This is a genomic window from Haladaptatus sp. CMSO5 (genome assembly GCF_036689885.1).
In the GTDB taxonomy this organism is placed as follows: Archaea; Halobacteriota; Halobacteria; order Halobacteriales; family Halococcaceae; genus QDMS2.
Genome location: NZ_JBAHVW010000001.1, coordinates 1,219,452 through 1,239,134 on the forward strand (window position 1 = coordinate 1,219,452; position 19,683 = coordinate 1,239,134).

23 protein-coding genes are annotated in these 19,683 nt (G+C 62.2%); 7 read left to right on the forward strand and 16 right to left on the reverse strand.

Annotated elements, in window-relative coordinates; all coding sequences use genetic code 11:
* Positions 1-2: 2 nt before the first annotated feature.
* Genes V5N12_RS06430 through V5N12_RS06455 form a run of 6 tightly spaced genes read right to left on the reverse strand, consistent with a single transcriptional unit; the run spans position 3 to position 5,346 of the window.
* Positions 3-389, reverse strand: a complete 387-nt coding sequence (locus V5N12_RS06430) for a DUF7285 family protein (RefSeq protein ID WP_332898328.1) — start codon at positions 387-389, stop codon at positions 3-5.
* Complete coding sequence (locus tag V5N12_RS06435; RefSeq protein ID WP_332898329.1) at positions 367-837, reverse strand: DUF7283 family protein; 471 nt, start codon at positions 835-837, stop codon at positions 367-369. Before V5N12_RS06435 ends, V5N12_RS06430 begins: the two co-directional genes overlap by 23 nt.
* Before the next feature lie 32 nt (positions 838-869).
* Complete coding sequence (locus V5N12_RS06440; RefSeq protein ID WP_332898330.1) at positions 870-2,573, reverse strand: type II secretion system protein; 1,704 nt, start codon at positions 2,571-2,573, stop codon at positions 870-872.
* Positions 2,570-4,465, reverse strand: a complete 1,896-nt coding sequence (locus V5N12_RS06445; RefSeq protein ID WP_332898331.1) for an ATPase, T2SS/T4P/T4SS family — start codon at positions 4,463-4,465, stop codon at positions 2,570-2,572. The genes V5N12_RS06440 and V5N12_RS06445 overlap by 4 nt, the downstream gene beginning before the upstream one ends.
* Positions 4,466-4,498: 33 nt before the next feature.
* Positions 4,499-4,957: a DUF7311 family protein gene (locus V5N12_RS06450; RefSeq protein WP_332898332.1), complete on the reverse strand. Its 459-nt coding sequence runs from the start codon at positions 4,955-4,957 to the stop codon at positions 4,499-4,501.
* Positions 4,954-5,346, reverse strand: a complete 393-nt coding sequence (locus tag V5N12_RS06455; protein WP_332898333.1) for a DUF7310 family coiled-coil domain-containing protein — start codon at positions 5,344-5,346, stop codon at positions 4,954-4,956. Before V5N12_RS06455 ends, V5N12_RS06450 begins: the two co-directional genes overlap by 4 nt.
* Positions 5,347-5,420: 74 nt before the next feature.
* On the opposite strand from V5N12_RS06455, the gene V5N12_RS06460 reads away from it, so the two are divergent.
* A complete protein-coding gene (locus V5N12_RS06460) occupies positions 5,421-6,500 on the forward strand; it encodes a tubulin/FtsZ family protein (protein WP_332898334.1) in 1,080 nt (359 codons plus the stop codon).
* On the opposite strand, the gene V5N12_RS06465 is transcribed toward V5N12_RS06460, so the two are convergent.
* Complete coding sequence (locus V5N12_RS06465) at positions 6,497-7,840, reverse strand: alkaline phosphatase family protein (RefSeq protein ID WP_332898335.1); 1,344 nt, start codon at positions 7,838-7,840, stop codon at positions 6,497-6,499. The two genes, V5N12_RS06460 and V5N12_RS06465, sit on opposite strands and share 4 nt — an antisense overlap.
* A gap of 202 nt (positions 7,841-8,042) precedes the next feature.
* Positions 8,043-8,576 (reverse strand): inorganic diphosphatase, encoded by a 534-nt coding sequence (locus V5N12_RS06470; RefSeq protein WP_332898336.1) that lies wholly within the window; start codon positions 8,574-8,576, stop codon positions 8,043-8,045.
* 188 nt (positions 8,577-8,764) lie between these two features.
* Here V5N12_RS06470 and V5N12_RS06475 point away from each other — a divergent pair, with 188 nt between their 5' ends.
* Entirely contained in the window at positions 8,765-9,124 is a 360-nt protein-coding gene (locus tag V5N12_RS06475) for a PadR family transcriptional regulator (RefSeq protein ID WP_332898337.1), read from the forward strand.
* Here the strand turns inward: V5N12_RS06475 and V5N12_RS06480 are convergent.
* Both V5N12_RS06480 and rnhA read right to left on the reverse strand, forming a co-directional pair.
* Complete coding sequence (locus V5N12_RS06480) at positions 9,119-9,670, reverse strand: DUF7108 family protein (RefSeq protein WP_332898338.1); 552 nt, start codon at positions 9,668-9,670, stop codon at positions 9,119-9,121. The two genes, V5N12_RS06475 and V5N12_RS06480, sit on opposite strands and share 6 nt — an antisense overlap.
* Complete coding sequence (gene rnhA / locus V5N12_RS06485) at positions 9,663-10,256, reverse strand: ribonuclease HI (RefSeq protein ID WP_332898339.1); 594 nt, start codon at positions 10,254-10,256, stop codon at positions 9,663-9,665. The genes V5N12_RS06480 and rnhA overlap by 8 nt, the downstream gene beginning before the upstream one ends.
* A gap of 180 nt (positions 10,257-10,436) precedes the next feature.
* On the opposite strand from rnhA, the gene V5N12_RS06490 reads away from it, so the two are divergent.
* Both V5N12_RS06490 and nreA read left to right on the forward strand, forming a co-directional pair.
* Entirely contained in the window at positions 10,437-11,402 is a 966-nt protein-coding gene (locus V5N12_RS06490; protein WP_332898340.1) for a transcription initiation factor IIB, read from the forward strand.
* Between the two features lie 170 nt (positions 11,403-11,572).
* Positions 11,573-12,835 (forward strand): DNA repair protein NreA, encoded by a 1,263-nt coding sequence (gene nreA, locus V5N12_RS06495; protein ID WP_332898341.1) that lies wholly within the window; start codon positions 11,573-11,575, stop codon positions 12,833-12,835.
* Here nreA and V5N12_RS06500 read toward each other — a convergent pair whose 3' ends face one another.
* The 3 genes from V5N12_RS06500 to V5N12_RS06510 form a co-directional block, all read right to left on the reverse strand.
* Positions 12,836-13,285, reverse strand: coding sequence for a DUF302 domain-containing protein (locus V5N12_RS06500; RefSeq protein ID WP_332898342.1), 450 nt, complete (start codon positions 13,283-13,285; stop codon positions 12,836-12,838).
* 38 nt (positions 13,286-13,323) lie between these two features.
* Positions 13,324-13,911 carry a CPBP family intramembrane glutamic endopeptidase gene (locus V5N12_RS06505; RefSeq protein WP_442904959.1) on the reverse strand — a complete coding sequence of 196 codons (588 nt, stop codon included), beginning with the start codon at positions 13,909-13,911 and terminating at the stop codon, positions 13,324-13,326.
* A 91-nt stretch (positions 13,912-14,002) separates the two neighbouring features.
* The gene (locus tag V5N12_RS06510; protein ID WP_332898344.1) at positions 14,003-14,287 is read right to left on the reverse strand and encodes a DUF5789 family protein; all 285 of its coding nucleotides are present in this window, start codon (positions 14,285-14,287) and stop codon (positions 14,003-14,005) included.
* 151 nt (positions 14,288-14,438) lie between these two features.
* On the opposite strand from V5N12_RS06510, the gene V5N12_RS06515 reads away from it, so the two are divergent.
* Complete coding sequence (locus tag V5N12_RS06515) at positions 14,439-15,296, forward strand: DUF7139 domain-containing protein (RefSeq protein ID WP_332898345.1); 858 nt, start codon at positions 14,439-14,441, stop codon at positions 15,294-15,296.
* Here V5N12_RS06515 and V5N12_RS06520 read toward each other — a convergent pair.
* The 3 genes from V5N12_RS06520 to V5N12_RS06530 are packed head-to-tail and all read right to left on the reverse strand — an operon-like array spanning position 15,293 to position 17,909.
* Positions 15,293-15,739 carry a Mut7-C RNAse domain-containing protein gene (locus tag V5N12_RS06520; protein ID WP_332898346.1) on the reverse strand — a complete coding sequence of 149 codons (447 nt, stop codon included), beginning with the start codon at positions 15,737-15,739 and terminating at the stop codon, positions 15,293-15,295. The two genes, V5N12_RS06515 and V5N12_RS06520, sit on opposite strands and share 4 nt — an antisense overlap.
* The gene (gene polX, locus V5N12_RS06525; protein ID WP_332898347.1) at positions 15,739-17,478 is read right to left on the reverse strand and encodes a DNA polymerase/3'-5' exonuclease PolX; all 1,740 of its coding nucleotides are present in this window, start codon (positions 17,476-17,478) and stop codon (positions 15,739-15,741) included. Before polX ends, V5N12_RS06520 begins: the two co-directional genes overlap by 1 nt.
* Entirely contained in the window at positions 17,475-17,909 is a 435-nt protein-coding gene (locus V5N12_RS06530) for a DUF5788 family protein (RefSeq protein ID WP_332898348.1), read from the reverse strand. The genes polX and V5N12_RS06530 overlap by 4 nt, the downstream gene beginning before the upstream one ends.
* A 104-nt stretch (positions 17,910-18,013) precedes the next feature.
* Here V5N12_RS06530 and V5N12_RS06535 point away from each other — a divergent pair, with 104 nt between their 5' ends.
* Together V5N12_RS06535 and V5N12_RS06540 are read left to right on the forward strand one after the other, a co-directional pair.
* The gene (locus V5N12_RS06535) at positions 18,014-18,937 is read left to right on the forward strand and encodes a rhomboid family intramembrane serine protease (RefSeq protein WP_332898349.1); all 924 of its coding nucleotides are present in this window, start codon (positions 18,014-18,016) and stop codon (positions 18,935-18,937) included.
* The gene (locus V5N12_RS06540; RefSeq protein ID WP_332900078.1) at positions 18,934-19,665 is read left to right on the forward strand and encodes an endonuclease V; all 732 of its coding nucleotides are present in this window, start codon (positions 18,934-18,936) and stop codon (positions 19,663-19,665) included. Before V5N12_RS06535 ends, V5N12_RS06540 begins: the two co-directional genes overlap by 4 nt.
* Positions 19,666-19,683: the final 18 nt, after the last annotated feature.

Here is a 19,683-nt window from a genome sequence, read left to right on the forward strand (position 1 = left end):
CCTCATTGCCACAGCCTCACGGTGAGCCAACCGAGGTTGATGCGACCGGGAGCCACACGAATGCTGACCCGTTCGCGTGCAGTGGCTGCGTCTGCGGGCGCCGTTGGCCCGCGTGACCACCGTTTTCCGCCGGCTTCGAGTGTGGCGTTCGTTTCGTAGCCTGCTGGCCCAACCGAATCGAGCCGGTGCAGGCGTCCGGGTTCGACGACGCCGTTCGTCTGCATGTGGGCAGACAGGTGGTGGAGTGTCGGCGTTGGGTTCACCTGGTGATTTGGTAGGAAGTCGGTCACAACCCCTGCGTAGAGGCTCATCCCAAGGCCGACGACGACCACCGCGATGAGCGCCGGGACGGGGTCAAGTTGCGCCCTACGCGCTGACGAGCGTTGCATTCACGCCCTCCCACGTGAGTTTCCGCATGGTGAGTCGTCTCGGTGCAGGCCGCCACGTCGCCGGTGTCTCCCGCGCCTCGATGCAGGCCTGTTCGAACGACCGTGCCGTGTCGAACACCGTTCCCGGCGGTGCACCCTGAAGCACCCGCCACAGCGCCGTTCCTCGTGACACGGGCGTGATTGGGCCGTACGAAAACGTGCTGTGAGAGACAGTGTCGCCGGTTTCGGTGGCGACTCGCTGTGAGCCGAGTTTGATGCGGTCTGCGCTCACCGGGTGTTCTCCGGTGGCGTTGTAGGGGCTCGCCGCCACACGGTCGATTGAGGTGGTGAGCGGCCCCGTCGCGGCCGGAGTCGTCGTAGGTAGGCTCAGCGCCACACCGAGTACCGCGACGCTCACCACGCTCACGCCAAACCAGACGTACACGGACTCTGCGGGCAGGTCAAACATGGCCCGGAGTGGCCCCGTACTCTGGTATAAACTTACGTGAGGTGGGCGGTCACTTCGACCGTTGCAAGAAACACGGTTGGTGCGACCACGAGCGCGATACCGACGTGATAGCCGACGTGCGCCCGATTCAACCCGGCTTCGAGGCCGACGCTGAGCGTGGTGAGAAGTACGGCGAGCAGGAGGACGTAGACGCCGATAGCAGTGCCAAGCGTGTCGAACGCGAGCGCCTGACTCGCCAGTTGTGCGTCCGTCCCAGACAGGCTCGTCGCGAGCGCGACGGTCGTTCCGCCAACGAGCGGCGCGAAGACGAGGCCGGTTTGTCGAAGCGTGTCCGCCACTCGCCGCAGGTTCCGTCTGGCGTGTGTCTCAACGTGGTTCAGGTCGTCTAAATGGTCTGCCATCGACACGATTGCGTGACCAGCCGGTCGTCCTTCGGTCGCCGCAAGCGCGAGGAGCGTGCTAGCGCTTTCGACCCGTGGACTCGGGAGTGAAGAAAGCGCCCCGTGTGGCCCGGTAAAGGCGCGCTTGAGGTCGGTTTTCAACACCCGCTGGGTGCGCGCTGCATCCGCGAACACCTCGCCGGTCGCCCCGCCGAGTTCCTCCCCAACGCTCACAAGTGCGGCGTCCACAGCCGTCCCGGTCTGGACGCGTTGGCCGACGAGATACAGTGCATCAGCGAGCCCGTCTTCGACTGCGCGAACGCGCGTCTGAACCTTCGTCACCGGGTGGAACCACGCGATGAGCGTGACGCCCACCCCTCCGCCAACCGCGACGAGCGGCGCGCCCCACGACGCTCCGAAACGCGTCGTCGCCGCATAGGCGACCAAGCCACCAGCACTGCCCAATACCGGTGCCCATCGTCGCCACGCTGGGAGCGCCGGATGGGTGGCCGAAATCTGTCCCGGTGAGAACACCATTGGTCGCCGGACGAGCAACCACGCGCTCGCCGCAAGCAATCCAGTAGGCAACAGTAGGTCGTAGAGGACGACGAACACGGGTGTCGTGACCGGCAACCCAGCCGCACTCGCCGCGGGCAACACCGCCACGAGTGCGAGCGGGAGCAACACACCAAACGCGTACAGCGCCGTCGTCGGGCCGCGAATCTGCTCGACGAACGATTCGGTTCGCTCGCGCGTCCCCGACAGCACCGCATCGAGTGCCCTGTCGAGCGTTCGGCCACGCTCTCCCGGCGGAGCCTGGGCTGCCGCACCGACGAGCGAAAGCGAGCGTCTGAGCGAGGGATACCATTCGTCCCATTCGGTGGCAAACGTCTCGAAGCCGCTTCGGCCGGTTCCGCGTGCCATCCGGACGTGGGCAGCCAAACTAGCACCGAGTGGACCAGTGCTCGTCTCCGCGGCGAATGCCGCCGCTGATTCTGCGGTCGGGTCGAGTCGCATTCGCAACACCGCCCGACTCACCAGTCCGGGCGTCTCACCGAGTGCAGCCGTTCGTCTGGCCGTTGCGAGCAGGAAGGGAAGTCGATGGATGGCATCTGCGACCAGCAACGCGATGACGACTGCACCGAGAAATCCCGCTAACTGCTGGCGGCCACGTGACGCGAGAACCGCCACAAGTAGCGCAGTCACGGAAAAGGAGCCCACTGCTGCGACGTAGCCACCTTTCACGACCGTTTCCGCACTGACGTCCCACGCGAGGAAGGCCATCGCACGGTGAAGGTCGTCACTGACTGACACCGACCACGGCCAGAGCGTGGCCAACTGCGTGAGCCAACTCACGACTCCACCCGGCGGCGCGCGTGGGCCGCTACGACCTCCTCCGGCGTTGTCTGTCCGTTCGCCACGAGTTGCTCGAACCAGTGTTCGCGTGCCTCGACGTGGGCACGCACATCGGCATACGACTCTGTCGGGGTTGTGAGTGCCTCCACGAGCCGACTTCCTCCTCGGTCGATGCGTCCCGTGGCTTCGAGTTTCGAGACACCGTGGTCGTACAGCGGAGCGAACGTCGCGGCTCCGTCTCGTTCGACCACTTCCTCGATGCGGACGACGCGCCGGGTTCGTCCCTCGGGGCCATCGGCGGGGCGGAGCGTGACGACGAGGTCGGTTGCCGCGAAGGACGTTTCGGGGACGTTCAGGTCGGTGACGACGCGTTCTTTGACCGCCGCCCCACCGTCTCCGTGGATGGTTCCGAGGACGGTGTTCACTCCGGCACCGACGCGCATCGCTTCGTAGAGCGCAGCGGCTTCTTCCCCGCGCACCTCTCCGATGACGAGCGCGCCGTCACCGAGTCGAAGCGCGGTTCTGAGCGCATCGGTTGGCCCGAGTGTCGTGGCGTTCTCGGTGGTCGAGACGTGGAGTGCTTGCACGTCGCGGCCCGCCGCTTGCAGCGCGGAGACGGGCAATTCGGGGGTGTCTTCGATGAGGACTGTTCGCGTCGCGGCTGGGAGTTCCCAGAGCAGTGCGCCGATCAGCGCCGTCTTCCCAGCACCGCGGCTCCCGGCGATGAGACCGGTTACGCCGCGTTCGACAGCGACTGACAGGAGTGCGGCCACGTCCGCACTGAGCGTGCCGTTTGCGACGAGCGCCGCGAGCGTCCACGGTTCCCTGCCGTGGGCTCTGAAGACGAAGCCTGTGCCATCGCTCACGGGTTCGGTGACGCCTGCGACCCGAAGCTCCAGATCTTTCGTCTCTGCAACCGTATCGAGGGTCGGACTCGCCCGCGAGAAGGTACGCCCGCTTTCACGACGCAAACGCGACGCAAGCGCCGCTGCGCCTTCCTGCGAGAGCGAGACGTTCGTCTCACAGATGTCGCCGTCAACCTGAACTCTGAGCGTGTTCTCCGAGACGGGTGCAGTGGCAAACACGTCAGACACGTGGGGGTCTGCGAACAGGTCTTCGAGCACGCCGTAGCCGTGGGTGTGCTTTCGCAGTATCGGCGCGAGTGTGTCACTGGTGATGGGGTCGGAAACGACGGCTTGCACCGCCCGGCGTGGAGCGCGCGGGCCGTCGCCCACCGACCCGCTTGCGAGCGTGTCGATGGCCGCATCGAGCTGTGCGAGCAGCGCTGGGCTGAGAGTGTACTCGATAGGTTCGACGTGGTAGGTGTCGAGTTCTGTGGCGGGCTGTACGTAGCGACGCACCGTCGCGCCCGTGTCGAGTGTTTTCGTCGCGCAGAGGCGCGCGTCAGGCGGCGGGCGCGCCGTCACCCGCGAGTGGGCGAGCGAGAGGCCAACTACCGGGCACAGGAGTTCGTCGTACGAATCGACGTGCTGGCACACTTCGAGCAAGCCGGTTTCTGCGGCGATTCGCGCGACCGGGTCTGCCCGTCCCGCTGCGTCGTGGGCGGAGCGAAGCGGGTCTGTCCGGGTGCGTTCTGCGAGCAACTCGTCGTGAACGCGAATTTGTGAGGCGAACCGTCCGGCAGCGACGAGCGCCGCCGCAGCCCTCTCGCGATAGGTTCGCGTCCGCCCGTCACACTGCGTTTTGATTTGCGAAACGTCGCGCGTTTCGAGCGCCTCGATGACGGTTGCCCGACAGGCCGGGTCCTCAGCGAGTTCACCGCGTCCCGGGCACGCAGTCGATTCGACGGACAACTGCGCGCTTGAAAACGAGCATTCACACCGACAGGCCGGTGAGTCAGAGCGCGTCAGCCGACGAAACCACTTGTGCATGGCCCGGAGTCGTCCCTTGATTGCTGATAAATCTCAGGGCAGCCGACGAACTGCGACAGCGGGTGTTCCATCGTGGGTTTCGAGCGTGAGCGCGAGGCGGTGTGTGCCGGGTTCAGTGAGTTGAATGCCGTCCGGCTGGGCGGGCGTTTTCAGCGGCACACCCTCGATGAACACGGTGTGCACTGCACCAGCCGAAACCTGCCAACGCAGGACGCCCCCGGTTGGGGTTGGTGCGATGCGGACGGAGGACACTCGGGCGCGTGTCCACGCTCGCTCGGGGAGCCTGAGCGTGAGTGTCTGGTGGGTGAGCGCACGCTCCGGCGAGACTGGGTCCGTTCGTTCTGGAAGCGTTTCGATGGCCGTCTGAAACTGGCTCATCGTCGCGCGCAGTTGCGTCTCGGTCGATTCGACGCTCGCACGCTCGATTGCGGGCAGGCTCACAGCGACGAGCGCAGTCGCCAACAGCGTCGCGAGCACGACGCGGAGTATCACCGCGCTCTGAACCGTTCGAGCAGTCCAGTGGCCTCCTCGCCGGTGTCCTCTGCTGGCTCGAACGAGTCGAGCGACTGGCGCGGTTCGGGCTCGGGCTGGGTCGAATCGAGGGTTCGTTCCAGTCTGTCAACTGCGGCGAGCGCGGCGTCTGCGCGCTGTTCGACGTCGTCATTCACCGCCTTCTGTTGACCAACGTAGCCGCGAACCGCCTGTACCGCGGCGTCGAGTCGGTCGAGGCGCTCGTCGATAGTGTCAAGTCGGTCTGTGACGGCGTCGATTCGTTGGGTGAGTGCCGCGACATGTTCGAGGTCGGAAACGGGCTGGTCTGTGTCCGTCAGTGTGCGCTCAACGGCGCTAAGTCGCTCTTCGAGAGCGTCTATCTCGGTCATGGCTCACGCTGGTTCCCCCATCCGGTTTGAATGCTCGGGACAACGTTGAATAGTTTCGACATTGACCAGTAGGTATGAAAGCTGTTCTCATCGGGGTTGGTCAGGCTGGGGGGAAACTCACACAGCGAATGGCCGAGTTCGATGCCAAGATGGGGTTCAACGCCATCCAAGGCGCACTCGCGGTCAACTCGGCGCGCGCAGACCTCCAATCGCTTACGCTCGACACGATTCTTATCGGCCAAGAGCGAGTGAAGGGCCACGGTGTGGGCGGCGACAACGAGATGGGCGCGAAAATCATGGACGAAGACGCCCCAGAAGTGATGGACGCTCTTGACGGACGCATCACCTCAGAGGCAGAGGCGCTGTTCATCGTCGCCGGACTTGGCGGCGGGACAGGCAGTGGCGGCGCGCCGGTGTTGGCCCGCCATCTGAAACGCATCTACGATATCCCAGTCTACGTTCTCGGCGTGCTCCCCGGTCGCAGCGAAGGCTCACTCTATCAGGCGAACGCTGGTCGCTCGCTCAAGACAGTCGCCCGCGAGGCAGATGCCGTGTTGCTCATCGACAACGACGCGTGGCACGCAACGGGTGAGAGTGTCGAGGAAGGCTTCTCGAAAATCAACGAGAACATCGCCCAGCGCGTGGGCCTCCTGCTCGCGGCGGGTGAGGCCACGGAAGGCGTCGGCGAGAGCGTCGTGGATTCGAGCGAGGTCATCAACACGCTTCGTGGCGGCGGCATTGCGGCACTTGGCTACGCGAGCGCGGAAGCCAGTCCGGACGCGAGCGAGAATTTGACCGTCATCACGAGCGTTGCACGCAATGCGCTGCTCACGGGGTCGAGTCTCCCGAACGCCGTCGAGGCAGAGGCGGCGCTGCTCGTGATTGCCGGGAAACCAGACCGCCTCTCGCGCAAAGGCGTCGAGAAAGCGCGCCGCTGGCTCGAAGACGAAACGGGAAGCATGCAGGTGCGCGGAGGCGACTTCCCGCTTGAGAGCGACCGAATCGCCGCGCTCGTTCTCGTGAGCGGTGTCGAACGCTCGCCGCGGCTGGCCGAGTTCATGGAACGCGCGAAAACGGCCCACGAGTCGCGCCCACAAAAGCGGGCCGACCCGGCGGCCGCGTTCAAAAACGACGAGTTAGACGACCTCTTTTAGAGCAGGCTCGCGCCGTCGTAGGCGTCGCGGGCGAACTCGATATCCATCAGGTCGAGGATGGTTGGTGTGATGTCGAATAAGTCCGCATCGCGGATGGTCGCGTTTTCGTCGTCGATATAGAGCGAGGCGTTGTCGAAGCTGTGCATCCCGTTCCGTGGCCCCACGTCGAACACGTCGCCGTGTGGCTTGAAGCCGGATTTGAGGTCGTAGCCGTGGTTCGGAATCACGACGAGGTCGGGCGCGATGTCCTCGTGGTTACCGCGGAACGCTTCTTCCTTTTTGACGACGCGCTCAGCCACCTTCTTGCCGTCGGGGCCTTCGAGTTCTTCGAGCTTCGTCTTCAGCTCCTCGCGGACGGCTTCGTACTCCTCTTTCGGGACGCTTCCACGCGGTTCGCGGCCTTCTAAGTTGATGTAGAAACGGCCGGGGATGAGCGAGTAGGCCTTGCTGTCTCCAGAAATGTCGCCGAGACCGGAGTGGTCGTCTGACTCGTAGTCGAGCCAGCCCTGCTCGTGGAGCCAGGCGTTACAGTGGACTTCGTAGTTGAGCGTCGTGAAGCCGTGGTCGCTTGCGACGACCATCGTCACGTCGTCTGCGAGGGCGTCTCGCAGTTCGCCGAGGTAGCGGTCGACCTTTCGGTAGAACTCGATGAACTCCTCTTTGTACTCGCCGTCGTGTTCGTAGTCTTTGAACAGGAAGTGGTTGACCCGGTCGGTCGTCATGAACACGCCGAAAAACAGGTCCCAGTCGTCCTTCTCGACGAAGTGTTTGAACGCGTTAAAGCGCCCGTCGAGCGTCTTGTGGGCGTCTTCGATAAACGCGGTTTTGTCGTCGTCGTGGCCGAGTTTGGCGTTTACGTCGATACGATAGCCCATCTCCGAGAGCGGCCCTTCGAGGTCTTCTGGATAGGTTGCCTTATCGAGACCCGGTGAGAGGAACCCAGAGACCATGCGCTGGACGTTGCGCTGCGGGGGGAACGTGACGGGGACGTTCATCACCGTCGCGTTTCGTCCTTCGGAGGTCACGCGGTCCCAGAGGCGCTCTGCTTGCACGTCACGACCCATCGGAACGTACGTGTCGTAGGACCCCACTTCGCGGTCTTGGAAGCCGTACACACCGGTCTCGCCGGGGTTCTTCCCCGTCGTGAGCGATGGCCAACACGCGCTCGATTCGGGTGGGACGATGCTGTCTATCGCACCGGCTGCACCGTCGGCCGCGAGCGCGGCGAGATTCGGAAATTCATCCTCGTGTTCTGAGAGTAGGCTGTACGGCACCCCGTCGATACCGAAGAAAGCGACGCGAGGGGTATCGTCGCCACGTAGCCGGTCGAACAGACCCATACACACCCTTTCCGCCGTGGGGCACATGAAGTTTCGTTTCGACCGCGAAACTCGGGGGGACTCAGTGATGGCGGCAATCGAGGGGTCATTTCTCTCTGCTGACGGAGGTGTCTGTTCGCGCGAGCAACGTTGCGGGAACCAGCCCGTCGGCTCACGGCGCGGTGCGATGAAGTGGTGGGCGGTGAAAGCCCCCGAAAAGCGATTATCCGAAGTGCTGTTCGTAGAGGTCGCGGGCGTGTTCGATGGCGTCGTACGCCGCCTGCTTGTCCTCCCAGCCTTGGGTCGTGACTTCCTTGCCCTTTTCTAAGTTCTTGTAGGTCGAGAAGAACTCGTCAATCTCCTCGCGCAGCTGGTTCGGAATGTCTTCTAAGTCTTCGATGTGGTCGAAGCGCGGGTCTTCGTTTGGCACCGCGATGACCTTGTCGTCTTGCTCGCCGTCGTCGTCCATCTTCATGAGGGCGACGGGACGCGCTTCGATGATACACCCGGGGAACGTCGCGTCCTCTACGAGGACGAGCGCGTCGAATGGGTCTTCGTCGTCGTAGTACGAGCGGGGGATGAACCCGTAGTCGCTCGGATAGTGGACGTTCGAGTGAAGCACGCGGTCGAGGACGACGCCGGGGATGTCCTTGTCGTACTCGTACTTGTTGCGTTCACCTTTCAGGCATTCGACGACGACGTTGATCACTTCGGGCGAGTTCGGCCCTGTCTGCAGATCTTCCCAGAGATTCGCCATGCACCTGCGTCTCTGGCAGGCGTCCCAAAAGTCCTTTCGGCCTGCCTTTGGCCTGAATATTCTCGAACGGTGGTACATACATGCGCGAACTGACAGGCGGGTTCCCTCGGCAACAAAATCCGCAATTGTACCCGAAAACCGCTGGTTGGTTGAGAAGTGTTAAATGGATTGATGACATATCCTCAAGCATGTCAGAGGCACAAGCAGTATCGGACGAACTGGGCATGGTTCGGAACCTGACGGCGTTCCAACAGAACATTCTCGTCATTTTGAGCGAGCAACCGATGTACGGGCTCGCAATCAAGCGAGAACTTGAGTCGTACTACGGCTCGGAAGTGAATCACGGACGGCTGTATCCAAACCTCGACGACCTCGTAGAGATGGGACTCGTCGAAAAGAGCGAACTCGACAAGCGCACCAATCAGTACGCGCTTACGAGCGATGGCGAAGGTGCCGTCGTGGACAAGCTTGAGTGGATTCTCGCAAAGTTCGTGAACGAAGACGACCGCGCTGACACGGTCCGCGACATCATTAACGCGCAGTTATAGCGGCGACGGTTTGCCTGCGAGTTCGAACACTCGCGACAAACTCGCCTGCACAATCGTTTTTTGTGACTCCGTTGGCCAGGCATTGCGCTGGTAATACTCTGAGAGGAACTCTTCGACTTCGTCTCTCGTCGCAGAGTCCATCGGCCGAACGTAGTGGTTGCCCATGAAATCCGCGAATATCCGGGCGTTCGCGGCGTGGTCGTCACCGAACTCGGCTTCGACCTGACCGACGAGCGCCTGGTTGTGGGCTTCGACGTTCTCCCACTCGTTTTCGACGCCGGGACCGTCGATAACGCGCTCGACTGCGCGAGTGGTATCGTGGATGCGGTCGAACTGTACTTCGCCGTCTTCGACCCACTCGGCGGGATAGAGCACGAGTGTGTGGCGCACACCCTCTTCACGTACCCGGGCGACGAAGTCGTACTCCGCGACGAGCGTGTCTCGCCGGTCGCGGTAGGCGTCGGCCTCGCCGTCGTCGATTGCGTTCAACGCGAGTCTGGTCAGTCGCTCTGCCTCTGTGATTACGTCGTCAGGGACTTCAGGCATTGTCGAGAGCCTCATTTGCGAGGTTATCAGCGCGCTCGTTTATCTCTCGCGGAACGTGCGAGAGCGACCAGTCGTCGAACGCGGAGAGCAGCTCGTGTACCTTCACGCGCCGTTCGCGCATGCCCGGGTCGTTCGCGTTCCACTCGCCGCGCACCTGTTTGACGACGAGTTGGGAGTCGCCACGAATCTGTACCTCGTCGAACCCGTAGTCTCTCGCCACTTCGAGGACTTTGATGAGCGCTTCGTACTCGGCGCGATTGTTCGTCGTATTCCCGATGCGCTCTGACCCTTCGGCGACGATGCCGTCACCGGTGACGATGACCCAGCCAACCGATGCCGGGCCGGGGTTGCCGCGACTCGCGCCGTCGAAATAGAGGTGCGCGCGCCCGCCGTTGCCCGAGAGCAAGCCAGTCAGTTGCGCGGTGTTTTTGCCCTGTACGACGACCTTCTCGGCGTAAGCCACGGCGGTCGCCCCTTCGTAGGAAGCGCGCCACTGCTCGTGGTCTGTGTTGCCTGGTTGCACGGAAATTCCCGCTGCTTCCAGGCGGTTTCGTGCCTCGGCGACGTCGCACTCAATGACTGGCATCTGAACGTGAAGTCACTGATACTCTAATATACGATTTCCGGTTTGTCGCCCCGTCCTGACTGTCTAACGCGGCCGCTGTCATGCGATTTCTCAATGTCAGATCCAATACTTGTCCTCTGACGAACCACAAAACTCATACCAAGGGTTTAAGTACGTCGGTGTTACTACTATAAAAATGCGATGACACGGTCCACCCGAACACGGGAGCGCACGCTCGAGGAGGAATCAACGGGGGAGGAGCGAGAGGGGGTTCGCACTTGTCCAGAATGTGAGTCTGATAATCTTGTCAAAAGTACAGACCGGGGGGAGATTGTTTGTGACGACTGTGGTTTAGTCGTCGAGGAGGAGAACATCGACCCAGGCCCGGAGTGGCGAGCATTTAACCACCAGGAACGTCAGCAGAAGTCGCGTGTGGGTGCACCGACGACGCAGACGATGCACGACAAGGGCCTTACCACTACGATTGACTGGAAGGACAAAGACGCCTACGGTCGCTCTATTTCCTCAAAGAAACGCAGTCAGATGCACCGGCTCCGCAAATGGCAGGAGCGCATTCGTACGAAGGACGCAGGCGAGCGCAATCTGCAGTTCGCACTTTCTGAAATCGACCGCATGGCCTCCGCGCTCGGTGTGCCACGGTCTGTCCGCGAAGTTGCGAGTGTTATCTACCGACGCGCACTCAAAGAAGACCTCATCCGGGGGCGCTCCATCGAGGGCGTCGCCACCTCTGCACTCTACGCCGCCTGCCGCAAAGAAGGCATCCCGCGTAGCTTAGAGGAGATCTCTGAAGTCTCGCGTGTCGAACGCAAAGAGATTGGACGTACCTACCGCTACATCTCACAGGAACTTGGTCTCGAAATGCGACCGGTAGACCCCAAAAAGTACGTCCCTCGATTCTGTTCTGAACTCAACCTCTCCGAAGAAGTCCAGTCGAAAGCCAACGAGATCATCGAGACGACGGCCGAGAAAGGCCTCCTCTCTGGGAAATCACCAACCGGCTACGCGGCTGCTGCTATCTACGCGGCCTCACTGCTCTGCAACGAGAAGAAGACCCAGCGCGAAGTCGCAGATGTCGCGCAGGTCACCGAGGTCACCATCCGGAACCGCTATCAAGAACAGATCGAAGCGATGGGCATTCACAACTAAGCCCACATCCGTACTTTTATCACCGAAACCGTGACCAGCCAGTGGCATCTCCGCTGTGTGAGCCACGAGACGGGCCGCGACTGCGCGACACGTCGTCTCGTGGGTGGTCGCGTGTCGCCTGCTCGCCACGAACGAACATTCAAGGCCGTTCCACCCCTCGCTATCGGTGAATGCGGCTCGACGAATTTATCGACGGACTCGAACGCGACCCGGACGCAGAGCGACGGCGTCTCGCGGCCGAGAAGTCCTACGAAATTCTCGACTACATGGACACCGCGAAGCAGTCCTTCCAGAACGTCCTCCAAGGAGATTCGCTGTTCGGGAGCACCGCACCCTCCATCTTCGTCGGCCGGTCTAACTACCCGCGCGTCTCGACGGGCCTCCTCTCACCGATGGACCCCGATTCGAACGCCGCGGATTTTGCGACGAGCGGCGAGTGGTATCGTCAAGGCTTGAGCATCGACGACGTGTTCCAGCGTCGCACCGGCCTGCTCAACTCGACGCGCTCTGCAGCCGTGGACGTAAACGACGTGTGGGACGGCTTCGTCGGCGTCCAGCGAGAGGTCGCCATCGCGGGCCGACCCGTGGACGTAGAGATTGGCCTCGACAACGCCTCTGCGCTCGACTTCCAGCCGAACGTCGACGAGATTTCGACGCCGACTGGTCCCCGTGCTCGCGCGCGCTCGGCCGACCTCGCAGAGAACCCCTACATTCCGCGTCCGGTGCAGAAGACGCTCGAAGACGACGACTGGCAGGCACAGGGCGCGATGACCTACCTCTACCGGCGGGGCTTCGACGTGTACGACATCAACAAAATTCTCTCTGCGGGCGCACTCGGCCAAACAGAGAGCCGAAAGCTCGTCCCGACGCGCTGGTCGATCACGGCGGTTGACGACACGCTCGGCCAGTATCTCAGAGGGCGCATCCGTAACGCGCCGAGCATCGACACGGTGCAGGTCTGGACGAACGAGTATATGGGCAACCAGTTCTGGGTCGTCCTCGCGCCGGGTACCTGGGAGTACGAGTTGGTCGAGATGAAAGCGCCGGGGAGCATCTGGAACCCCGACCCCGGCGGCGCACTCTGGATGGGTGCGGATTCGGAGGGCTACGAAGGCCGCACCGCCTACGTCGATGAGACGTCGGGAGCCTACTACGCCTCCCGACTCGGCGTCCTCGAATACTTAGAGTCCATCGGCCGACAGGCAAAATGCCTCGTCCTCCGGCACGTCTCAGACGACTACTGGGGGCCAGTGGGCGTCTGGCAGGTCAGAGAGAGCGTGCGCAACGCCTTCGACGGCGACCACGGTGAGGCAGAGACGTTCCACGACGCCGTCCGGCAGGTCGCGCCGCTCTTGCCAGTCTCGCTCAACGACCTGCGCAGAAAATCGTCGATGGTGTCGGGGATTCAGGCGAACCTTACCGACTTCTCCTGATTATTCGCTGTCGAGGTTCGCGAACGCTTTCTCGACGAGCTTCCCGGTTTCGCCAACGAGTTCGTCCCACTCTTCGTTGTCCGGAGCCATCCCGAGCAGGCGCGCTGCGCGCATGATGCTGATGTGATACACTTGCTGGACGCCCGGCTCTTCTTCCCAGATGACGACGTTGCACGGGAACAGCGCGCCAATCTTGTTCCCACTCGCAGAGAGCGCCCAGTCGGCCATCTTCGGGTTGCACGCACCGAGCACGTAGTACGGGTCGCGGCCTGCATCGACCTTCTCGTTCAACAGCGCAGAGGGCGAGAACTCGGTGGCGACGCCGAAGCCAGCGTCCGTAAACGCCTCACGGACGCGCTCGATGGCGGCTTCGTGTTCCATGTGGAGGATGGCGGTTTCCTCGCCGATGTCTTCTGCATCGAGGTCTGCGGGGTCAAACGGCAGGCTCATAGCCGGGGGAACGGGTGGGTCGGCAAAAAGACTTCCCGCTAGAGGGGAAGCGGAAGCCAGCGCAGCCACGCGAGCACTTGCTCGGGCGGCAACAGCGGCTCGTGGAGCACGAGCCAATCGAGCAGTGCGAGGCCCGCACCGTGGGCGACAATCGAGGGGAGAATGGAATCGCTCTTGTAATCAACTGCCCCGAACAGCACGTCCGTTGGTCCGGAAAGGATGATTTCGATGGGGGGCTTGCCTAAGTGCTGGAAGGTGTAGATTATCGGGCTGACGAACACGCTCTTGAAGCCGATTTCGCGGATGCCGACGCACAGCAAGCCTCTGAAGTAGGTCTCCGCGGCGACCACGACCACGAACTGCTTGAGTGCGTGGGGGAGGTACTGATTGAGCGCCGCGCCCGTTTCCCACATCGGGTAGTAGGCCCTGACCGAGGGGAGCGAGGAGCCGACGATGTAAAACGGCAGCACGAACAGCGCGAGGAGGACGGTGTTTTTGACCGCGAGGCGGTCGACGCGCCAACCGAGGTGCCGACCGTAGAACACCGCGAGAATAGCGGGGCCAAGGATGTACACGACCGTGTCGTGGAAGACACGCTGTTCGAGGCCGGTTATCTCCCACTCCATCCAGATAATGGTGAGGATGGCTCCCCAGAGAAGGGCAACTTGCACCCAGGACAGCGAGGGGAGTCGCTGACGCAACGCCTCTATGGACACCTTATTCAGTTGGAACCGGGCCAGTGCCGATGGCCGTTCGCACGTCATCTACGAACTCTTGACGCGTTTCGAAGTACGGCGTGTCGATGTTATCGAGGACGTCACCGAGTGCCTGTGGGCCATCCGGCGTTCGGATGGCGGTGTCTCCCTCGCGGCGTTTGAGTTCACTGTGCTCCATGCCCCACGTCAGTCGGGAGGCGACTCGTGCGAGTGGAATGCCCTCGACGGACTCGCCCTCGCCAAGCTCGACTGCGGGCGCGGCTTCTTCTTCCGCTTCGTCTGCCATGAGACGACGTTTGCCCGCCCCGTGATTAGACCTTTCGACTCGGCGCGTTTTCCAGTTATGAGGAGTCTCGCCCGCGCTTTGCGCCCATTGTGACAGAATTCGGAGTGGTGTCTGACGTACTGTTTTGTGGAAGGCCAGTGTAGATTCCCGCATGACCAGCCTGACGGAGGTGTACGAGGGGAATATCGGCACAGAAGCGAGCCTCCAACGGCTGTACCTCGGCTTGAGTCTGTTCGCGGTTGGGGCGATACTCGTCGTCCTCGGCATCGTCATTGCGACGACAAACGTCGTCGGTAACGCGCTTTGGCAGTCACGAGAAATCGCGGGCGTGCTCGCTGGTGTGGGCCTTCCCGCGGTGTTCGTCGGCATCTTCAGCGTGCTTCCAGCAGGTCGAAGAACGCGACTGCTCGCGGCAGGCGGCGCAAGCATCGCGCTCTCCGGTGTCGCGCTGTTCTGGTACGCCTTCCCGACAATGTGGTTTCGCGACCCCGTCGACCTCACCCTCCCCGTAGTCGCAATCTATTTCTTCGGAACGATGACCACGTTCTGGTGTCTGTTCGCTGGGGTTGCGAACTTCAAAGTCCGCAACAAACCCGGGGGGACGGTCAAACTCGAAGTCACCAAGGAAGGGAAAACGCGTATCGTGGCCGTCGATGGCCCGGCGCTCTCGGGCGGCCTTGGCGGAATTGGCCTGCTCGGTGTCCAACCGGATGGCGAAGTCGAAACCCAAACGGCGGTGCAAAACGCCCGCCAGACCTCACGCCACGCGCGCCACATCAGCGACGGCGGGGCAGACACGCAGACGGTACGGGACGTGCCGACCGACGACGGCGCAGAACTCTTAGACCAGCCAACGCCGCCACGCCCGGCAGACCGGTACTGTGGCAACTGCTCGCACTTCGAGTACGTCCAGACGCCACAGGGCCGCAAACCCTACTGTGGCGCACACGACGAGGTCATGGATGATATGGAGCCGTGTGCGCAGTGGCACTACAATTTAGACCACTAAAGCGACTGAAGCGTTTTTCCGACGCGCTCCCAATGACTTCCTTTCCAAAAGTACTGTCCGCAGTCGACGCACTGCCAGAGCGTGCTCACGCCATCGGGAACGTACTCAGGTGGCGTTTCCGGTGACGACTCGGCCAACGCACCGTTACACCGTCCACAATAGGTGGGCGCTTCGAGTTCGAGCGCGAGTCCAGCTGTCTGCAGTTCGCGGAGTTGGTCTGTCACCTCGCGTTCGCGTAGGAGGATGCTCTCTGGTACCTGCGCTGCCAGTGATACGTCTCGGGTCACTAGCATTCGCCCCTCTTGCGCTGCAATCGTACGAAGTGTGTCGTCCGCTTCGACACCCCGGTCGAGCGCGTAGACGGTATCGTAACCACACATCCGCAGATAGCTCGCAAGCCGCCCGAGCATTACGTCGAGCAAGAGACGTGGGCGCGCAGTCATCAGCCGAAGAAGTCGCGCACGTCGTCGGCCGAGCACGCGTTGAGCACGTCGTCTGCTTCCGCCCAGCCACGCCGAGCGGTGTGGACGCCGTAGCGGATGAGTTCGTAGTTTTCGGGTCGGTGGGCGTCGGTGTTGATGGAGATGGTCGCGCCGTGTTTGAGCGCCTGTTGAACCATGCTCCCTGAGAGATCGAGACGGTGGGGGTTGGCGTTGATTTCGAGCGCCGTGTCGTGTGCTGCAGCCGCTTTGGCGACCGTCTCGATATCAAATTCGAGACCCGGACGCTGATTGAGCAGGCGGCCGGTTGGGTGGCCGAGGATGGTTACGTGAGGGTTCGAGACGGCCGTGACGAGCCGATCCGTCGCATCGCCGTCTAAGTTGCTGTGGGGCGACGCGACGACGATGTCGAGTGCCGCTGCGACTTCCTCGCCAATCGAGATGCCGCCCTCGTCGTCGATGTTGGCTTCGACGCCCGCGAACACCTCGATGGACGCGTCTTCTGCGACGGCGCGAATCTCTGAGAGTTGGTCGAGTAGTTCGTCATCCTCCAAACCAACGCCGCCGACCATTCCCGGCCCTGTCGCGTGGTCTGAGATGCAGAGATAGTCGTGGCCGAACGCGGCCGCGCCCTCGACCATCTCTTCGATGGTGTTGTTGCCGTCAGACCACTCGGTGTGGAGGTGGAGGTCGCCGCGAATGTCGTCCTCGTCGATGAGCGTTGGCAGGTCACCGTCGAGTGCGACTTCGATTTCGCCGCGGTCTTCGCGGAGTTCGGGCGGCATCCACGGCACCGAGAGGGCGTCGTACATGCTCTCCTCTGTCTCGCCCGCGACGCGCTCACCAACGCGCTGGCCCGCGTCCGGGTCGTCAACCACTGAAACGTCGAAGACGCCGTACTCGTTCATCTTCAGATTTTGGTCAATGGCGATGTTCCGGAGGTGGACGTTGTGGGCTTTGCTCCCGGTGAAGTACTGGAGCGCCGCGCCGAAGTCTGCGACATCGACGACCCGGAGGTCGATTCTGAGGCCACCAGAGCGCACGGCTGCCTTTTTCGTGCCCGCTTCGATGACGTCGTCTACGTCGGCCCAGTCGGTGAACGCCTCGATGACCGCTTGCGGCTCGTCGCTCGCGGCGAGGATGTCGATGTCGCCAATAGTGGCTTTCCACCGGCGTAGCGACCCCGCAACCTCCCACTTCTCGGCTTCCGAAACGTCCTCGAAGTAGGCGAGAATGGACTCCGCGAGTGGGCGCGCCTCTCCGAGCAGTTCACGGCTCTGCGATTCGCGGGCGAACGGAATGTTTTCGAGGATGTTTTCCTCTGTTTTCGCGCCGAACCCGGAAATCTCCTGAATCTTTCCGGCTTTTGCGGCCTCCTCGAGTTCATCGAGCGTCGTGATGCCGAGCGCTTCGTAGAGCTTTCCCACGCTTTTCGGGCCGACGCCTTCGACGGCGGTGAGTTCGGCCATGTTGACTGGCAGTTCTTGTCTGAGTTCGACTAACTCAGAAATTTCACCGGTTTCGAAGTATTCGACGACCTTCGAGGAGATGGCGTCACCGACGCCCGAAATTTCCTCGACTGCGTCTTGGCCGTCTGCCGCGAGCACTTCGATGTCGCGATGGTGTTCGCGGATGTTCTCTGCCGCCCGCCGGTACGAGCGAGGCTTGTACTCGACGCCTTTCGCGTCGAGTAAGTCTGCGAACTCCTCGAACAGGGCGGCGACTTCGTGGTTGCGGCTCATCGACTGCGTCCCTGACTTTTCTGCTTGCCAAGCGCCTGTTTCAGGAAGTTCATCCAGCGTTTCTGGTCTGCGGCTTGTTGGGCCGATATCTGCTGTTCTAAGTTCGCCGGGCCGAGCTGTTGGAGCGCGTTCAGCGCCCGGTCGATGCCAATAATCGCGGACACGAGGTCGTCTGCTTCCTCGACCGAGATGTCGCCCTCTTCGAGGCGGTCTCGGCGCTCGTTTCGCTCGCGTCTGAGATTCTTTTTCGCCTCGTCAACCTCGTCCTGTTTTCCCGGCGGAACCGTGTCGAGGCGTTTGATTTCGAAGACGAACGACCGCAGGTCGAGCGGCTCTCCCTGTACCACGATGCGGTCTGGAATGTCCGCACCCACCGTCGCGCCTTCGCGTTCGATGCGTTCAAGGCGCTGTTTTCGCTCGAACTCTTTCACACCCAGACTACAGGGTGGACGGGCAAAAATCTACAGCCCCGCGCCCCTGTGAGCGCCGGGGCTTACCCCAACCCCTTTTTATGCTCGGGTTCGTATCGAAGCCAATGGCGACGTGTGACCAGTGTGGCAGACACGAGAATCTACCCTACAACTGCCGACACTGCGGTGGAACCTACTGTTCTGACCACCGACTACCCGAGAATCACCACTGCCCCGGGCTGGAAAACTGGAACGACCCGCAGGGCATCTTCGCGAGTGATTTCGACGACAGCGTCCGGAACGAAGGCGGCCGTTCGCAAGCCGTATTCAACCGCGTGAATGTGAACACCGGAACCGGCGGGTTCCTCGGCTACTTCCGCAACAACATGACCTTCGTCTTCCTCGGGCTGATGTGGGTCTGGTTCATCATCGAAATCGCTGTCTTCCCGTTGTTCGTTGCGCCCCAGAACTCTCCGCTGTGGCGAGCGGTGTTCGTCTTAACTCCGCAACATCCAGAGTACGTCTGGACGTGGGTCACGTCTATCTTCTCCCACGGCGGCTTCACCCACATCGCAATCAACAGCATCGTGCTGTACTTCTTCGGCCCGATTGTCGAACGCCGGGTCGGGTCGCTCAAGTTCAGCGCATTGTTCCTTGGCGCAGGGATGATTGCTGGCCTCTCCCAAATCGGCGCGGCGATTCTGACCGCGTCTGCGGCGACCGGCGGCGTGGTGGGCGCGAGCGGCGCAATCGCCGCGCTCATGGGCGTCTTAACGGTGCTCAACCCCAACCTGCGCATCTATCTGTACTTCATCATCCCGATGCCACTGTGGGCCGCGACGGCGCTGTTCGCCGGGTACTCGGTGCTCGTCTCCGCTTCCTTCGGCATCGGCGCAGGCGGTGTTGCCCAACTCGCTCACCTCTCCGGACTTGGCATCGGCCTCATCTACGGCTACCTGCTGAAACAGCGCGGTGAGCGCGCCCCCGAACAACTCCAGTTCGGCGGCGGTGGCCGCGGCGGCCCCGGACGGAGACGCGGCCCATTCTGACCGTGAAACATCCGGAGTTCGCGCCTGACCCGGCGCTCTCGCGTGCCGAGATGGAGCAACTTCAACGCGAACTCGCAGAAGTCGCTGTGTTTGAAGATACTGTCGAAATCGACCCCGAAACCGCGCTCATCGCGGGCGTTGACCAAGCGTTTCTCGACGACGAAACCGCTGTGAGCGCCATCGTCGTCATGCGAGGTGGCGAGGTCGTAGAGCGTACGTCCGCTATCTCACCGATTTCAATTCCGTACATTCCCGGCCTCCTCGCCTTCCGCGAGGGCGGGCCGATTCTCGATGCGTTCGAAACCCTCGAAACAACGCCCGACCTCGTCATGTTCGACGGCAGCGGGCGCATCCACTTCAGGCAGGCGGGCATCGCCACGCACATCGGCGTCATGCTCGACATTCCGTCGATTGGCGTGGCAAAGAGCCTGCTCTGTGGGAACCCAAAAGGCTCTGTTTCCGGCCGCGAGGCAGGCACGCGCGTCCCCATCGAAGCCGACGATTCCGTGGACGCACCCGCCGGGGAGATAATTGGCTACGCCGTCCAAACGCGCCAGTACCCGAACTCGAAACAAATCAACCCACTCTACGTGAGTCCGGGCCACCGGGTGAGCGCCGCAACCGCCGCAACCCTCGTGGAAGCCACATCGACCAAGTACAAACTGCCAGAACCCACGCGGCTTGCCGACACCTACGCGGCAGAAGTGAAGCGAACCACTGACAGTTAACTGTCCACAGAAAGAGGG

Coding starts and splice junctions, on each gene's coding strand:
- V5N12_RS06430 (WP_332898328.1), bottom strand. CDS start 389: ATGCAACGCTCGTCAGCGCGTAGGGCGCAACTTGACCCCGTCCCGGCG.
- V5N12_RS06435 (WP_332898329.1), bottom strand. CDS start 837: ATGTTTGACCTGCCCGCAGAGTCCGTGTACGTCTGGTTTGGCGTGAGC.
- V5N12_RS06445 (WP_332898331.1), bottom strand. CDS start 4,465: ATGCACAAGTGGTTTCGTCGGCTGACGCGCTCTGACTCACCGGCCTGT.
- V5N12_RS06455 (WP_332898333.1), bottom strand. CDS start 5,346: ATGACCGAGATAGACGCTCTCGAAGAGCGACTTAGCGCCGTTGAGCGC.
- V5N12_RS06460 (WP_332898334.1), top strand. CDS start 5,421: ATGAAAGCTGTTCTCATCGGGGTTGGTCAGGCTGGGGGGAAACTCACA.
- V5N12_RS06465 (WP_332898335.1), bottom strand. CDS start 7,840: ATGGGTCTGTTCGACCGGCTACGTGGCGACGATACCCCTCGCGTCGCT.
- V5N12_RS06470 (WP_332898336.1), bottom strand. CDS start 8,576: ATGGCGAATCTCTGGGAAGATCTGCAGACAGGGCCGAACTCGCCCGAA.
- V5N12_RS06475 (WP_332898337.1), top strand. CDS start 8,765: ATGTCAGAGGCACAAGCAGTATCGGACGAACTGGGCATGGTTCGGAAC.
- V5N12_RS06480 (WP_332898338.1), bottom strand. CDS start 9,670: ATGCCTGAAGTCCCTGACGACGTAATCACAGAGGCAGAGCGACTGACC.
- rnhA (WP_332898339.1), bottom strand. CDS start 10,256: ATGCCAGTCATTGAGTGCGACGTCGCCGAGGCACGAAACCGCCTGGAA.
- V5N12_RS06490 (WP_332898340.1), top strand. CDS start 10,437: ATGACACGGTCCACCCGAACACGGGAGCGCACGCTCGAGGAGGAATCA.
- nreA (WP_332898341.1), top strand. CDS start 11,573: ATGCGGCTCGACGAATTTATCGACGGACTCGAACGCGACCCGGACGCA.
- V5N12_RS06500 (WP_332898342.1), bottom strand. CDS start 13,285: ATGAGCCTGCCGTTTGACCCCGCAGACCTCGATGCAGAAGACATCGGC.
- V5N12_RS06505 (WP_442904959.1), bottom strand. CDS start 13,911: ATGGAGTGGGAGATAACCGGCCTCGAACAGCGTGTCTTCCACGACACG.
- V5N12_RS06510 (WP_332898344.1), bottom strand. CDS start 14,287: ATGGCAGACGAAGCGGAAGAAGAAGCCGCGCCCGCAGTCGAGCTTGGC.
- V5N12_RS06515 (WP_332898345.1), top strand. CDS start 14,439: ATGACCAGCCTGACGGAGGTGTACGAGGGGAATATCGGCACAGAAGCG.
- V5N12_RS06520 (WP_332898346.1), bottom strand. CDS start 15,739: ATGACTGCGCGCCCACGTCTCTTGCTCGACGTAATGCTCGGGCGGCTT.
- polX (WP_332898347.1), bottom strand. CDS start 17,478: ATGAGCCGCAACCACGAAGTCGCCGCCCTGTTCGAGGAGTTCGCAGAC.
- V5N12_RS06535 (WP_332898349.1), top strand. CDS start 18,014: ATGGCGACGTGTGACCAGTGTGGCAGACACGAGAATCTACCCTACAAC.